This window comes from Gluconacetobacter aggeris, from assembly GCF_014174395.1.
Taxonomy (GTDB): domain Bacteria; phylum Pseudomonadota; class Alphaproteobacteria; order Acetobacterales; family Acetobacteraceae; genus Gluconacetobacter; species Gluconacetobacter aggeris.
The window spans coordinates 41341-56622 of sequence record NZ_JABEQD010000001.1; the positions used below are offsets into that span (position 1 = coordinate 41341).

At 63.8% G+C, this 15282-nt stretch carries 14 protein-coding genes and 1 pseudogene; 7 read left to right on the forward strand and 8 right to left on the reverse strand.

Annotated features, from left to right (window positions below; translation table 11 throughout):
- Positions 1-17 precede the first annotated feature (17 nt).
- Positions 18-566, forward strand: a complete 549-nt coding sequence (locus HLH36_RS00205; RefSeq protein WP_182984527.1) for a cupin domain-containing protein — start codon at positions 18-20, stop codon at positions 564-566.
- Positions 567-922: 356 nt separating this feature from the next.
- Here HLH36_RS00205 and HLH36_RS00210 read toward each other — a convergent pair.
- Positions 923-1277: pseudogene (locus HLH36_RS00210) on the reverse strand (transposase); the annotation flags it as partial.
- 276 nt (positions 1278-1553) lie between these two features.
- Here HLH36_RS00210 and HLH36_RS00215 point away from each other — a divergent pair.
- Entirely contained in the window at positions 1554-2351 is a 798-nt protein-coding gene (locus tag HLH36_RS00215; protein ID WP_182984528.1) for a cytochrome c peroxidase, read from the forward strand.
- Positions 2352-2367: 16 nt separating this feature from the next.
- Here the strand turns inward: HLH36_RS00215 and HLH36_RS00220 are convergent, their stop codons facing one another.
- The 3 genes from HLH36_RS00220 to HLH36_RS00230 all read right to left on the reverse strand — a co-directional run bounded on the left by HLH36_RS00220 (position 2368) and on the right by HLH36_RS00230 (position 5001).
- A complete protein-coding gene (locus HLH36_RS00220; RefSeq protein ID WP_182984529.1) occupies positions 2368-2754 on the reverse strand; it encodes a c-type cytochrome in 387 nt (128 codons plus the stop codon).
- Positions 2751-4340 (reverse strand): flavin monoamine oxidase family protein, encoded by a 1590-nt coding sequence (locus tag HLH36_RS00225; RefSeq protein ID WP_182984530.1) that lies wholly within the window; start codon positions 4338-4340, stop codon positions 2751-2753. Before HLH36_RS00225 ends, HLH36_RS00220 begins: the two co-directional genes overlap by 4 nt.
- A 118-nt stretch (positions 4341-4458) precedes the next feature.
- Positions 4459-5001, reverse strand: coding sequence for a flavin reductase family protein (locus tag HLH36_RS00230; protein ID WP_182984531.1), 543 nt, complete (start codon positions 4999-5001; stop codon positions 4459-4461).
- A gap of 164 nt (positions 5002-5165) precedes the next feature.
- Between HLH36_RS00230 and HLH36_RS00235 the strand changes: the two genes are divergently transcribed.
- The 4 genes from HLH36_RS00235 to HLH36_RS00250 all read left to right on the forward strand — a co-directional run bounded on the left by HLH36_RS00235 (position 5166) and on the right by HLH36_RS00250 (position 8156).
- Positions 5166-5546 carry a CidA/LrgA family protein gene (locus HLH36_RS00235; protein WP_220792643.1) on the forward strand — a complete coding sequence of 127 codons (381 nt, stop codon included), beginning with the start codon at positions 5166-5168 and terminating at the stop codon, positions 5544-5546.
- On the forward strand, positions 5543-6262 hold the full coding sequence (locus tag HLH36_RS00240; protein WP_182984532.1) for an LrgB family protein: 720 nt from the start codon (positions 5543-5545) through the stop codon (positions 6260-6262). Before HLH36_RS00235 ends, HLH36_RS00240 begins: the two co-directional genes overlap by 4 nt.
- Before the next feature lie 96 nt (positions 6263-6358).
- Positions 6359-6958 carry a TetR/AcrR family transcriptional regulator gene (locus HLH36_RS00245; RefSeq protein ID WP_182984533.1) on the forward strand — a complete coding sequence of 200 codons (600 nt, stop codon included), beginning with the start codon at positions 6359-6361 and terminating at the stop codon, positions 6956-6958.
- A 40-nt stretch (positions 6959-6998) separates the two neighbouring features.
- Positions 6999-8156, forward strand: a complete 1158-nt coding sequence (locus tag HLH36_RS00250; protein WP_182984534.1) for an iron-containing alcohol dehydrogenase — start codon at positions 6999-7001, stop codon at positions 8154-8156.
- Positions 8157-8166: 10 nt separating this feature from the next.
- Here the strand turns inward: HLH36_RS00250 and HLH36_RS00255 are convergent, their stop codons facing one another.
- Positions 8167-9666 carry a peptide MFS transporter gene (locus HLH36_RS00255; RefSeq protein ID WP_182984535.1) on the reverse strand — a complete coding sequence of 500 codons (1500 nt, stop codon included), beginning with the start codon at positions 9664-9666 and terminating at the stop codon, positions 8167-8169.
- A 296-nt stretch (positions 9667-9962) separates the two neighbouring features.
- Here HLH36_RS00255 and HLH36_RS00260 point away from each other — a divergent pair, with 296 nt between their 5' ends.
- Entirely contained in the window at positions 9963-10883 is a 921-nt protein-coding gene (locus HLH36_RS00260) for an alpha/beta hydrolase family protein (protein ID WP_182984536.1), read from the forward strand.
- Between the two features lie 16 nt (positions 10884-10899).
- Here the strand turns inward: HLH36_RS00260 and HLH36_RS00265 are convergent, their stop codons facing one another.
- From HLH36_RS00265 to HLH36_RS00275, 3 genes are all read right to left on the reverse strand, one after another.
- Positions 10900-12435 (reverse strand): globin-coupled sensor protein, encoded by a 1536-nt coding sequence (locus HLH36_RS00265; RefSeq protein ID WP_182984537.1) that lies wholly within the window; start codon positions 12433-12435, stop codon positions 10900-10902.
- A 352-nt stretch (positions 12436-12787) separates the two neighbouring features.
- Entirely contained in the window at positions 12788-13651 is an 864-nt protein-coding gene (gene ppk2, locus HLH36_RS00270) for a polyphosphate kinase 2 (protein ID WP_408871830.1), read from the reverse strand.
- A gap of 157 nt (positions 13652-13808) precedes the next feature.
- Positions 13809-15278, reverse strand: a complete 1470-nt coding sequence (locus HLH36_RS00275) for a carbohydrate porin (RefSeq protein ID WP_182984539.1) — start codon at positions 15276-15278, stop codon at positions 13809-13811.
- Positions 15279-15282 lie beyond the last annotated feature (4 nt).

Consider the following 15282-nt stretch of genomic DNA (forward strand, 5'->3'; position numbering starts at 1 on the left):
ACCGGGAACGGAACAAGATGTCGGTCGATATCGGCAATCGTCTGCGCCATTTTCGCTTGGCCCATAATCTGTCGCAGCGGGAACTGGCCAAACGGACAGGCGTCACGAATTCGACGATCTCACTGATAGAGTCCAACTCGTCGAACCCGTCCGTGGGTGCGCTGAAGCGCATTCTTGATGGAATTCCGATCGGACTGGCCGAATTCTTTGCTCTTGAACCCGATCGTCCCAGGAGGGTGTTCTACGCATCGGAGGAATTGACGGAAATCGGCAAGGGGACGATTTCATACCGACAGGTCGGCGACAATCTGTTCGGTCGCAGTCTTCAGATGCTGAAGGAATGCTATCAGCCGGGCTCGGATACAGGGAAGGTCCCCCTGATTCATGACGGAGAAGAGGGGGGCATTATTCTGTCGGGCCGACTGGAGGTCACGGTCGACGATGAACGCAAGATCCTTGGGCCGGGCGATGCCTATTATTTCGAAAGCCGTCGTCCGCATCGCTTTCGTTGTGTGGGGTCGGAAGCGTGTCAGGTCATCAGTGCCTGCACGCCCCCGAGCTTCTAACAGAAATTAGCGTGAGAGGCGCTGAATGCCAAGCTCAGGGCGGCCGAGAAAGAATGGATCGCGAGCCTATCCTGAATTTATGGAATGGTCCGCGCTTTCATAAAACTCGGTATTATACCAATTTGGCTTTACTTCGACAAATGATGCGGGTTCGTGGGGTAACATGAGAGGCGCAATGTGATTCATGAGGATGGGCAAGGCGCTGGTGTTTCGTGACGATTATGGTGCTGAGACCCTTCATGTTCTGGCTCGGGCGACGAAACAGACAGCGCAGTCGCGCCGGCTTCTGGCCTTGTGGCGATCTATGATGTGCCTCACGCAAGGACGGACCCTTTCTCGTAGGTGAAGGCATGTTTGACGCCAGAACGGGCCAGTGCTTCGCGAAAACATCCATATCGTGTTCGCATCCGGAACCGGCTCAGAGAGACCAAGGCCCAGGAAGCGCATGAACGACAGGCGGTCCTTGATCAGAAATTCTGTCCGTTCGTCCGACAGCGAGTGGTTCGCCTGCAAGATCAGGACCATGAACATGAAAACCAGATCGTAGGGCGGTCGGCTGCTCTTGCTTCCTTCCTGGCGCGGGATCGCCGGGATCAGGGGACGAAACCGTTCAAAATCAACAATGACATTTAAACGTTCCAGTGCGTCGCCCTTTGCAGACAGCGCCTCCAGCCGATCGTCAACCTCGAAAAATCCCGGCTGGCTCGCCATCGCTTATCCCCACCATTTCACCATCAGTTCACCATCACTTCACCATAGCTCACGCCAAACAGAGAAGTTCTTAGAGGTGTTCAAATGGTAGAATTCCATTGGAGGCGATCAATCTATCGAACGATGTTCTTTATTGGGTGGAGTGAGGTAGTTTACTATGGGTTATTCTCAACATATTTCCAATCATAGAATCATATTGAGATGTAGAGTGAATGTTGGTGTCGGCCAGATCCTGCCCGGGCAACCACTCCCTCCCTGACAGCGCAGGAAGCCGGCGTGCAGCTCGGGCGCCGGCTGTTCTATGACGCCGACCTGTCGGCGGATGGCAGCATGTCCTGCGCCACCTGCCACGCCCAGCGCCACGCCTTCGCCGACGGCAACCGCACCCATCCCGGCGTGACCGACCAGCCGGGCGTACGCAACGTGCCGTCACTGGCCAATGTCGGCGCGTTTTCGACCCTGACCTGGATCGACCAGCACGTCACGCGCCTTGATCGGCAATTCTTCATCCCCGTGATAGGCCATCATCCCGTGGAAATGGGCATGCCCGACCGCGCCACGCTGGTCGGGCGCATCGCCGGCAACGTCTGCTACCGCCACCTCTTCGCCCGAGCATTCCCCCGCGCCCAGGGACGCATCGACGCCGTCTCCATCGCAACGGCGGTCGCCCTCTTCGAACGCACGCTGGTCTCGCGCGACAGCGCGTGGGATCAGGCCCGGCAGGGCCAAGCCAGGCTGGAGCCGGAGGCCGCGCGCGGCCAAGCCCTGTTCTTCGGGCGCGAACACTGCGCCGCCTGCCACGCTGGCGCCCTGCTCACCGACATGCGGTTCCACACAATCGACCCAACCCATCCGGCCCGGATCAGAACCCCCTCCCTGCGCAACGTGGCGGTCACTGCACCCTATCTGCATGACGGCACGGCTCCCACATTGCGTGCGGCCATCGCCGCCCACGGACAGGCGCTCCCGGATGACGACGAAGCGGCTCTGGAATCCTTCCTGCGGGCGCTGACCGACGCGCATTTCCTGCACGACCCGGCCCTCGCCCTGCCCCCCGAATCCTGCCCGGCCTGATCAGCCCGTCAGCCTCTCAGTGATCGTCCACTTTCTTCGGCCCCAGCATCGCTTCAACGGTCTGGGCATCGAGCGCATCCTGATAATGATTGCCGAAATGGGTCCGCACGTAATTCACCACGGACGCGATCTGCGCGGGCGAGAGAATGTCGGAAAACCACGGCATGCCGCCATGCCCCTGCGCCACGATGGTCGCCGGATAGGCCGCCACCGCCAGGCGGGCATTATGCGCCAGCGCCGGCACCCTGCCCGCCCCGATCGCGCCCGTTCCGCCCTGCATGTGGCACGCCTGGCAGATCTGCCGGTAGATCTCGCCCCCATCGGCCGACGGCGCCTGCGCCCGCGCCGGGCCGGCCGCGCCCCAGGCGCAGGCCAGCAGCAGGGCCAGAACCAACCGCCTCATACGGCCGTCGCACGATGATGAAGTTGCCGGATGGCGTCGAGCGATGACAGCAAGGCCCCCTCCTGCCAGCCTGCCATGTAAGAGGCATGATCACCGGCCAACACGATCCTTCCTTCCATGGACACCAGATTCTGGTAATGCGCGGCCCGGTCGGCCTCGCTCCAGCGCGCGCGGCACCCCAGCATCCACGGCACGCGGCTCCACGCCACGGAGGCACCGCTCAGGAATTCCTTCCGATATTGCGGATGGATCTTCTCGCCCTGTTTCAGCGCAGCCTCGATCCGCTCTTCCGGCGTCATCCCCGCCAGGTCATATCCCCCGCGCCCCAGGGCAAACGCCCCCAGCAGAACCGCCGGTCCCGCGGCATGGAAATTGTCATTGGGGTAGGATACCAAAGCGATTTCCTGATCCGTGAAGCTGATGCCGCCATAGATCGCCTCATCCTCCTCCCAGAACCGCCGGCGAAATTCCAGCCCGATCTTCGCGTGCGACGCATACGGCACGGCGCTGATCGCAGCCTTCTTGGCCGCCGACACCTGAATATCGATCTGCGAGAGGATACTGAGCGGCAGCGTGCATACGCACCAATCCGCCTTCGTTTCATGCATCTCGGCCGACCGCGTGTCGGCCCAGCGGACCGTCACGCCGTTTTCGTCCTGCGCAATACCCGTCACCTTGGCATTCAGGGTGATCTGGTGCGACAGGCGACTGGCAAAGGCCTTGCCGATCATGTCCATCCCCCCTACGGGCTGGAACATGGTCGGCTGCATGTCATAGCTGGTGAAGAACGTCATGCTCTTCCACACCACCGGGTCCAGCACGTCATGAAACGGCAGCAGGTCCGAAGGCAGCGGCGCGCCATCGGCCCCGGCCCCCGGCGGCCGGGCATAGCCGCGGTGCCCCGACACAGGCAGCCCCTTGCGATAGGCGAGAGAGTCGTCCAGCGCCCCCCACCCTTTCAGGGCCTCCAGCAGCCGTTCTCGATCCTCCTGCGTCACGGCGTGGTCGAGCCCGCCGGTATTGACCGCCGTGGCCAGAAGCGACGCCACATTGCCGTGGAAATCCGCCGCCACCTCCCGGTAGCGCTGCGGCCTGCCGCCGAACGCATGCGTGGAATGGACGAACGCATTGTTGTTGAACTGAATGAACGGCTCCAGCCGCACATTGAAGGCCCGGCAATAATGCAGGATGGCACGATGATGGTGCGAAATCCGCCACGGACCGGGATTGAGGTAATTCCCCGGCGCAAACCGGACCGTCTGCGTCGCACCGCCCAGCTCGGTATAGGTGTCGCCCCCACGCAGGGTCCAGTTCCGCCCACCCGGACGGTTCTGGTATTCCAGCACCTGCACCGCATAGCCGGCCCGTTCCAGCTCATACGCCGCCAGCAATCCTGCAAGGCCGGCGCCCAGCACCACCACCTTCGCCCCCCGGGGCGCCCCGGACAGGTCGGGCGCGCCGGTAAATTGCGATTCCGCCGCGTGACCAAGCGCCGTCATGGCCTGGTACATCGCCCCCGCACCCGCGATCAGGCCAATGGCCCGCAGCATGTCCCGCCGCGTGAAAGCAGTCTGGCCCGTCGTCATCCTGTCGTGTCTCTCCAGCCGGCTACGCTGTCAGTGCGATACCGTTATGACAGGCAGCGGCGAGGATTGTCAAAATCACGTGTGCCGGGCGTTTCCGTCTTTTTGAAAAGAGAAATCTTCAAACGCCATCCGGCAGTTTCGACCGCATCATCTCCCGCCGGTCGATCCGCTGCCCGTCCACGACGAAGGTGCCGTCGCCGATGGCATGGATCGTCCGCCGCTCCTGCCGCGCGGCATCCATATGGGCCGCGACCCCCTCCAGCACCACGATGCTGTAGCGTTCGATGAAATCGACCACCCGGCACTCGATATGCGCCAGACATTGCCCGATCAGCGGCGCGCGAACCCGATGGGCCTGCTCACGCATCAACCCGAATGTCGCGAACTTGTCGATATCCTGCCCCGAACAGGTCCCGATCCCCACGACGGTATCGATCATGTCCACCGTCGGAATCGCGATCACGCATTCCTTCGTGCGCTGCAACGCGGCGAAGGAATAATTCCACGGCCCCGTCGTGATGGCGAAGGAGGCCGAGAAATCCAGCACCATGGTCCAGGAAATGGTCATCACATTGTCCCGGTGGCGGTCATGGGTCGTGACCAGCACCACCGGCCCCGGCTCCAGCAGCGTGAATGCCTTGCTGATCGGCAGATCGTCCATGGCGGCCATCCTTCCGCGTCAGTTGGAGGATAGCATGTTTTCCCCAGGCCAGCGGCGCACGAACCCGTCTCCGCTGTCGCATTTTCGCGATCATGTTGTTATCCCGTCCGGACCGGCCTCTCCCGCAGGGGCCCACACCAGTGGAGACCATGATGACGTCGGCGATGCTCATTCTTGTCGGATGCCAGCTTCTGGGCGAATTGCTGCGCGCCACGTTTCAGCTCCCGATCCCGGGCCCGGTCATCGGCATGTTCCTGCTGGCCCTCGCACTCGGCCTTCGGGCCCGGCGCACCGGCAATGACCGGACACCCGCGCCGCTGAAACCGGCGGCCGAGGGGCTGATCGCCAATATGGGCCTGCTGTTCGTGCCCGCCGGCGTCGGAATCATTGCCGAGGCCGGGGTCATCCGCAAGGAATGGCTGCCGATCCTCGTCGCCGTGGCCGGCTCGACCATCCTCAGCCTGATCGTGACCGCGCTGGTCATGCACTGGACCCTGCGCCCCACCCACGCGCACGATACCGATCGCCAGGGACGCGCATCATGAACGCCGCTCTCCATCATCTCTGGACGCCCCTTTCCGCCACCCCGCTGCTCTGGCTGGTGGTCACGCTCGCGGCCTATGTCATCGGCCGCCAGGTGCAGAAAGCCTGCGGGGGCTCGCCCTTCGCCAGCCCGGTGCTGATCGCGATCCTGATCGTGGGGGCGACCCTGCTGGGCACGGGCACGTCCTACGACACTTATTTCGCCGGCGCGCAGTTCATCCATTTCCTGCTCGGCCCCGTGACGGTGGCGCTGGCGGTACCGCTGGCCGAGAATTTCGCCCTGGTCCGCCGCCATCTCTCCAGCATCGGCCTCGCCCTGCTGGCCGGCTCGCTCACCTCGGTCATCAGCGGGGTGGGCATCGTCTGGCTGCTGGGCGGGTCGCGCAGCGTCGCGCTGTCCATGGCGCCCAAGGCCGTCACCACGCCGATCGCCATGGCGGTGTCCGACCAGATCGGCGGCGTGCCCGCGCTCACCGCCTCGCTGGCAATCCTGGGCGGCATCCTGGCGGCCATCATCGGCCGGCACATGCTCGCCCGCTTCCAGATCGACGACTGGCGGGCACACGGCCTGGCTGCCGGCGTCGCCGGCAGCGGTATCGCGGCCGCCCAGGTCGCAGCCCTCGACGAGGTCGGGGCGGCCTTCGCCGCCCTGGGCATCGGGCTGAACGGCCTGCTGACCGCCCTGCTGGTGCCGCTCCTCGCCGCATTATGGCGTTAGCGCCCGTTCGACATGCGCGCCGGCGATCACCCGCCGCGCGCTGCGCGGATCGACACCCAACTAGACGACCGGTCTAATTCAGGATAGCCTCCCCTCATGAACGCAGCATCCGTCCATCACGATGTCCGCCGCCATATCCTGGACACGGCACGGCCGATCATCGGCAGCAAAGGCTTCTCGGCGGTCGGCCTCAACGAGATCCTCTGCGCGGCAGAGATCCCCAAGGGCTCGTTCTATCATTACTTCGCCTCGAAGGAGGCCTTCGGCGAGGCGCTGCTGGAGCAGTATTTCACCACCTATCTCGCCCGGATCGACGCGCTGCTGGACCAGCGCGACGGCACCGCCGGCCAGCGTTTCATGACCTACTGGGCCCAGTGGCGCGATGCGCATATCGCGGGCACGGTCCACGACCATTGCCTGGCCGTCAAACTCGGCGCCGAGGTCTGCGACCTTTCGGAGCGGATGCGCCTGATCCTGCAGGACGGCGCCACCGAAGTCGTGGACCGTCTGGCCCGCTTCATCGCGGCCGGCCAGCAGGACGGCTCGCTGCCCGTGACGCAGGATGCCCGCCCGCTGGCCGCCGCCCTCTACCAGCTCTGGCTGGGGGCGACGCTGCTGGCGAAATTCACCCGCGACCGTCAAGCGTTCGACGACGCCATGACGGCCACCCGTCGGATGCTCGGCCTGTCCGCCTGACCCGATCTTCCGCCGGCCACGCCGACGGCAAGGAGACACCATGCAGAATTTCGAATTCTACAACCCGACCCGCATCATCTTCGGCAAGGACACGATCGCCCAGCTTGCCGACCATGTTCCGTCCGAAGCGCGCGTGCTGGTCTTGTATGGCGGCTCCAGCGCCGAGAAGAACGGCACGCTGGCCGAAGTCCGCGCAGCCCTGGGCACGCGGACGGTGCGCGAATTCGGCGGCATCGAGGCCAACCCCACCTACGAGACCCTGATGCGCGCGGTCGCCACCATTCGTGCGGAAGGGCTGGATTTCCTGCTGGCGGTCGGCGGCGGATCGGTGATCGACGGCACCAAATTCGTTGCCGCCGCCGTGGACTACAAGGGCGACGCGTGGGACATCCTGCGCACCCATGGGGCGGATGTGACCGGCGCCCTGCCCTTCGGCAGCGTGCTGACGCTGCCCGCCACGGGGTCGGAAATGAACAGTTTCAGCGTCATTTCCCGCACGGAAACCCGGGAGAAGCTCGCCTTCGGCAGCCCCCACGTCTTCCCGCGCTTCTCGGTGCTGGACCCCACCAAGACCTACACCCTGCCGGTGCGGCAGGTCGCCAACGGCGTGGCCGATGCCTTCACCCACATCATGGAACAGTATCTGACCTACCCGGCCGGCGGCATGGCGCAGGACCGTTTCGCCGAAGGGCTGCTGCTGAGCCTGATCGAAATCGGGCCGAAGGTCATCGCCAGCCCGCATGATTACGATCTGCGCGCCAACCTGATGTGGATCGCGACCCTGGCGCTGAACGGGCTGATCGGCGCCGGCGTGCCGCAGGACTGGGCGACGCACATGATCGGCCACGAACTGACGGCGCGCCACGATATCGACCATGCCCGCACGCTGGCCATCGTCCTGCCCGCCATGCTGCGGGTCCGCAAGGACGCCAAGCGCGGCAAGCTGCTGCAATATGCCGAGCGGGTCTGGAACCTGCGCGACGGCACCGAGGACGAGCGGATCGAAAGCGCGATCGCGCGCACCAGCGCCTTCTTCGAAAGCCTGGATATCCCCACCCGCCTGTCCGCCTACGGGCTCGGCACCGAGACGATCGACGGCGTGATCGGCCAACTCGCACAGCACGGCATGACCGCACTGGGCGAACATCAGGACGTAACGCTGGAAGTCAGCCGCCGCGTTCTGGAAGCCAGCCTCTGAAAGCCAGGGACTAGGCTGAAAAAGGAGCCGAATCCCGCACATGCTGGCGATCCCACCGCCGCGTCAGCGGCAGTAATGCCGCGAACAGGATCACGATCGTGCCGGCGGCAATAGCCAGGGTCAGGAACAGGCCGGCATAGGCCTCCGCCCCCGCCGCCGGATGCGCGGGGGCACCGGCCGCCAGGTTGGCGACCATGCTGCCGACATACATCGCCACCCCCATCGACAGCAGGTACGACCCCATCATGAACCCACCCATGGCAGCGGGCACATAGCGCGCGATCACCGCCAGCCCCAGCCCGCCGACCAGCAATTCACCCACCGCCAGGGCACAATAGGCCGCAATCATGAACCAGGGCGAAACCAGCCCCGCCCCACCCGACAGCGCCCCCAGCCACCAGATCACGAAGGCCAGCGTCACCAGGCTGTATCCCAGCACGAACTTCCGCGCGATCGGCAGGTCGCGCCCCCGCTGGGCCAGGCGCCGGTAGAGAAAGGCCAGGATCGGACTGGCCACCATGATCCAGATCGGATTCAGGGCCTGGAACTGGCCGGCCGACATATGGAACAGCGTCACCCCGCCCAGCGTCACGTCACCACGCACCGCACGCAAGGCAAACAGGGTCAGCGAGGTCACGATCTGCTGGTAGAATACGAAATAGATCATGCCCTGGATCGACAGCATGTAGGCCATCCGCAACCCCGGCCGCTGCGCCGGCACCGCCCGCCGATAGATCATCGCCCAGATACCCAGGACCGACAGCGCGGCCAGCCACACACAGGCCCGCGCCACCGCCGGCCGATCCAGAATCAGGTGCAACCCCACGATCGCCCCCACCATGCCCAGCAGCAACCCACCCACCGGCCCTGCGGCCAGCGGCGCAAAATCGGGCGCCGAACCGACATGGCGCAACCGACTGCGCAGGACGGCATAGACGCACAGACCGAACGCCAGCCCGGCGGAACAGGTGGCGAACGACGCCGCAGGGCCGAAATGGTCCTGCAACAGGGGCGTCAGCAGGATCGACGCGGTCGAGCCGACGTTGACGGCCATGTAATAGAGCGTGAAGGCGGAATCGAGCGCCGTATCATCGCCCTCATAGATCCGGCGCACCAGGTTGGCGGCATTGGGCTTGAAAAATCCGTTGCCGGTCGCGATCAGCGCCATGGCCACCGTCATCAGCCCGACATGCACCGTCGCCACCGCCAGCGCGGCATAGCCGCCCATCATGCAGGTAGCCCCCAGCAGCATGGTCCGGCGCGTCCCCAGCACCCGGTCGCCTACCCACCCCCCACCCACCGGCAAGGCATAGGCCATGGCCGCGAAGGCCCCCATCAGCAGATTGGCCCGCGCATCCGCCATGCCGAGCTGCCGCACCATGAACAGCAGCAGAACAGCCTGCATGCCGTAATAGCCGAACCGCTCCCACAATTCGATCGCAACCACGACAGCGAAGGACGAAGACCGCGTGATGGGCCGCGACGATATGGAAGTAAGGGCAGATGGCATGAGCTTCCTGACAGATGACAAGAGCAAGGAGGGACCCTTGCGGCCCCTCCAGGCGCGAAAATGGTTATAGATTTCTGTTTTCAATAGACTGTTCACCCAGCCGGACAAGCATGTCCGGCCAAGGCCTGCTTCACGAGCATGTTTTAGGCGTTTCGATATCGAGCGGAAGCGGTACGCCGCCCATTCGGCGCAGGAACGCAAGCGATGCGTCGCCGCCACTGGCCCACCCGATCCGATATCGGCATGTTGACGCCACTAGGCCGGAACACCCATGGCACGAGCGGAAAGGATCAGGGATGGAACAGAGCCACGACGACGCATCAGGTTCCACCGAGCATGTGGTGGGCTATCGTGGCCTGACGCTGCATGATGAGGTGCAGGACGCGGCGATCGAACTGGCGATCCTCTATCCCACCACCGGCACACCATATCCGCGCCGCTTCGGCCCCTATCGCCTACCCCTCGCCGAAGGACCGGTCGCGGGCCATGCTCGGCCGCTGGTCGTGCTGTCTCATGGCAATGGCGGATCGCCCTGGGTCTATCGTGACCTGGCAATGGCCCTGGCGTCGCGCGGCTTCGTGATCGCCATGCCGAAACACCCCGGCAACAGCCTGAACGACGACGCGCTGGCCCGCACACTGGCCAATCTGGAAAACCGCCCCCGGCACGTGTGCCTGAGCATCGCCGCCGCCTTCGCCGACCCGGTGGTCGGCCCCGCCCTGCGGCCGGAGCGCGTGGCACTGATAGGCCATTCCCTGGGCACCTACACGGTACTGGCAGCGGCGGGAGGGCAGCCATGGAGCGGCGGACGCAGCCCGGACGATCCGCCACGCCGCATCGCCATCACGCATGACCGGCGCGTTCACGCGCTGGTGCTGCTGGCCCCGGCCACCGGGTGGTTCCGCGGTCCCGGCGCCCTGTCGACGGTCCGCTGTCCGATCCTGATGCGCACGGCAGCCAAGGACGACGTCACCCCGCCGGCGCTGGCCGATATCGTCATGCAGGGCGTGCCGGACCCGGCGCTGATCGATAATCGCTGCGTGCCCGGCGCGGGACATTTCTCGTTCCTCAGCCCCTTCCCCGCGAACATGGTACGCCCGGATTTTCCGCCATCGCAGGACCCGCCGGGCTTCGACCGCACCGGCTTTCAACACGTCATGGCGGATGAGATCAGTGCCTTCCTGCACCGCACGATGGCGGACCAGCCGTCCGCGTGACAGCCTGCGCGATCGCTCACTCCGTCCGGATCAGGGCCAGCTTGGGCTTTTGCCGCGGAAATGCAGGCCGCATGTCTCTGCCGGACAGGACGAACCCCGCGACCATTCGCGTCAGTTCGTCGGATGTTGCCACCAGATTGCGCACCGCCGAGGCACTTTCCTCAGCGACGGCAGCATTTTTCTGGGTCGTCTGTTCCAACCCGCCCATGGCGATATTCAACTGGCTGATGCTGGCAGACTGCTCCTGTGCCGAATCCGAAATGGTCGACACGACATCGTTGATCTGCTGCACCTGCGACATGATACGCCGCAACGCATCACCGGCCTCATGCACCAGCGTCACGCCGGATTTCACCTGTCCGCCCGACAGACTGATCAACGCCGAGATTTCCCGGCCTGCATCGGCCGAGCGCTGCGCCAGCGCGCGGACCTCGCTGGCCACCACGGCAAAGCCACGGCCCACATCCCCAGCCCGTGCTGCCTCGACACTGGCATTGAGGGCCAGAATATTGGTCTGGAACGAAATTTCGTTAATGATCCCGATAATGCCTGCCATTTCCCGGGATGATTTCTCGATCTCCGAAATCGCTGCGATCGTGCCACGGACGACGCTGCCCGCATGCTCGGCATCGTCGCGCGCCATGTTGGCCATCTCGTTGGCCTTCCGGGTTTCCTCGGCCGTCTTCGCGACCCGTTGCGTGATCTGGCTCAGCGCCACCGACATTTCCTCCTGGGTCGCTGCCTGCTGTTCGCTGCGGCGAGCAAGATTCTCGGCCCCCTGGCGAATCCCGTCGGTGTTCGACACGATATCGGTCGCATTCACCGCGATCTTGGCCAGGCTGTGTTCCAGCGTCTCGGCCGTCAGGTTGAAATGCTGCTTCAGCGCATCCAGGCGCTCCGGTATCCGGCCGCTTTCGATGCGATGGGTCAGGTCACCATTGGCCAACGCCGTCAGGGCGCTGCCGATAATCTCAATCACCTCACGATCTTCCTGAGCACGGCGGTCCTGTTCCGCCTGCATCGCGACGCGCGCCTTGTTGAGGTCATCCAGATACGACGACACCGTCAGGTCGATCTCCATCAGCACCGCCTTGCACAGGCTGCCGATCACATCCCCGAGGTTCCGCGCCACCCGTGATGAGGTCCGGGAAAGGAAACCACGATGCGAGAGCATATCGCCGGTGACGGACTGAACGAGATGGTTCAGAATGATCCCATAACCACCGATATACAGGCTCGGATCCAACCCGATGCGGGCGTGTACCGAACCGATCGCCTGGACCTTTTTGACATATTCATCGTCGAACTGCGCACCGGAAATCCGTTTCCAATGCGTCCGCTGGGCATGTTTCGCATGCTCGATCTGTGATTCGGAAGAAAAGAAACTCCGCGCCTTCGGCGTCTGACGAACCTGGGCATAAAATTTGTCAAGCGCGACCGGTACTTCTCGATCAATGAGAGCCTGAACAGATCGGATGGAACGAAAATCACTTTCGTTCATCGAAACGAAATCTTGCCTGGATTTGAAGTCAGACAAATCATGATTGTTCATAAATAATTCTCTCTTATATCATGATTGAAAGTTGCCGGACAGGAGCATTATACTTTGACGGGCACAAACTTAATATTCAGATAACGGAAACCTATTAAGATTCTGTTTGGAAATATGGGCTGGTGAATGAGCGCAGCCCGGCATGGGTCGCGTCATGCTATTAATTATCAGCATCCCTCCAAACCCGCTTGTCCCAGGACCCTGTTCCGCGTCCCGAAAAGATACAACCCCCGCTAACGCCAGAGCGCCACCAAGGATTCGCACGATGCCGGCCTTTCCAGCAGGAAGGCCGCTGCAGATCAAGCGGCAGAATGCGAACCCCAGGGCGCTCCAGCTCCTCGCGCGGGCCGCGTCAGTAGCACGCGGGAACGATCATCGCATCCGGGGTCGGCTGCCGTTCGTAATCGGGATGATAGACGCGTTCGGGCAACACCACATCCGGCTTCGGCACCGGCCCGTAGGGTACGAGCGAGAGCAGATGGGCGATGCAGTTCAGACGCGCACGCTTCTTGTCGACCGCCTGCACCACCCACCACGGCGCTTCGTCGATGCTGGACCGCTCGAGCATCGTCTCCTTCGCACGGGTATAATCCTCCCAGCGGCGACGGCTTTCCAGATCCATCGGGCTGAGCTTCCACTGTTTCAGCGGATCTTCGATCCGCGCGCGGAAGCGGGCCTCCTGCTCGTCATCTGTGATCGAAAACCAGAACTTGACAATCTGGATGCCGCTGCGGACGAGCATCCGCTCGAATTCTGGCACCGAACGGAAGAACTCCTCATATTCATCCTCGGTACAGAAGCCCATGACGCGTTCGACCCCCGCACGGTTGTACCAGCTCCGGTCGAACAGGACGATCTCACCCGCCGCAGGCAGATGGGCCACGTAGCGCTGAAAATACCATTGCGTGCGCTCGCGATCATTGGGTGCCGGCAGGGCGGCGACGCGGCACAGGCGCGGATTCAGCCGCTGGGTGATCCGCTTGATCGCGCCGCCCTTCCCGGCGGCGTCTCGCCCTTCGAAAATCACGACCAGGCGATGGCCGGTCGCCTTCACCCAATCCTGCAGCTTGATCAGTTCGCCCTGAAGACGAACCAGTTCGCGGAAATAGACGCGCCGAAACGCGCGCTCGGACGCGTCGAGGGTTCCACCGATGGCCTCTTCCTCCAGGGAGAGTTCGAACTCCTCGTCCAGATCGTCGATGAGCTCGCGGCGCATCTGCACGCGCTCGCGTTCTTCCACCGACAGGCTCTTCAGATCCTCATCGTCCATTGTCGCTGCCTTCCATGCCGCGCACCATGCGCCGTACCGGCCGAAGTAGGCCTTTCCACAGGAAAACGCTTTGAAATTTTCATGAATCCCTGCGATCGAGTCTTCAGAACGTGGTGGTCATGTTCACGCCCAGCACGGCACCGTTACCGATGGGCCGCCCCGTCTGCGGGTCGAACGACGTGCCGCCGACATGCCAGAAATATTGAAAATCGGGCTGGATGATGAGGTACGGGGTCACGGCTGCCTGATAGGTCACCTCGATATGCTGCTCGGGCTTCAGCGCGCCTGCCAGGCTGGTGCCCAGACGCATGGCATCGCGCGCATTGTCGATTGCCCGGCTACCATAGAAACCAGTTCCCCAGGCGATGCCGATCGTGTCGTCAGTCCGGCCCGGGACCATCCCGTCGAACGTCACGCCGCCCTGGATCTCGGTGGAGAACCGGTTGCGCGAGCCGTCATTGGCGGTGGCACGCACGAACAGGCTGATCGTCTTGCTCGACCCCGGTGCCGCCCGCCAGATCATCTGGTCGGCCACCATGTAGATCATCCAATTATCACGATGGTAGCGCGGCTGGCCCGTACTGTCCGGTGCTGCCAGCAGGCCGCCGTGATCGTCGTATCGCTGGTCGGGGAAGCGGCCGGTGTCGTAAAGGCCGCCGAGCTTCCACGTTCCCGACAGGCTGGGGGTCGCTTGATCGGCTATCCTGCGGGCGACATCGATTGAAAGCTGGGCCTCACCGATGAACAGCGTCCCACCGCTGGTCGAAAATGCGGTGCCCGACGGGTCGCGCTGCGTGGGCGCGATGGCGCTGTAGAAGGGGCCGCGCGTCGGGTTGTCGTCGGTGACAGCGCCCATCAGCACCAGTTGGTCGATCGGCGTCCATTTCGCCCGCACCCCCAGGGCCGAGAAGGGCCAGGACGGCCCTCCGGAATACAGGTTACTGGAGGTCGAGAGCGGCCAGCCGAAACTGGAATTGAGGAAGAATGAGGCGTTCTGACTGACCAAAAACTCGGTATCGAGGTCGATCGACCCCACCCGGACATCCAGCAGGTTCGCGAAGAAGCCCTGGCCGTACCAGAGTTCGAACAGCCGGGTCGAGCGCCCGGCATCGTAGCCACTGACGGCATTCACCGCCCCGAGCCGCTCGCCCGTCAACGACCGGCCGCGGATCTGCAACGCGCTGACATTCAGCAACCCGTCGGGCCAGCCGAAGCCACGCTCGGTGTCGAACATCAAGGTCACGGCCGTCATGCCGTCATAGGTGGGTCCGGTATGCAGGCCGCCTGAAGCGAGGCCCCATAATTCCTCGACATCCTGCATGTTGATCCGGATGCCGTGGCGGGCCAGCCAGGGCCGCGCGCCCCCGGCCTCTCCCAGAAGTTCGCTACCCGGGTCTTCGGGCGGCTGCACTTCCACCGGCGTCGGAGGGGGCAGCGGCACGCCTGAAGGCAGGACATCGGTGACCAGCGGCGGGGTGGCGGCCAGAATGCCGTCCCCCATCGTCAAGGGGTAGAGTGCCGCCAGAAGGCCCGCCACGCGGCGCAGGGCCGGGGCGGGTCGTTCGGCTTTCATGGCC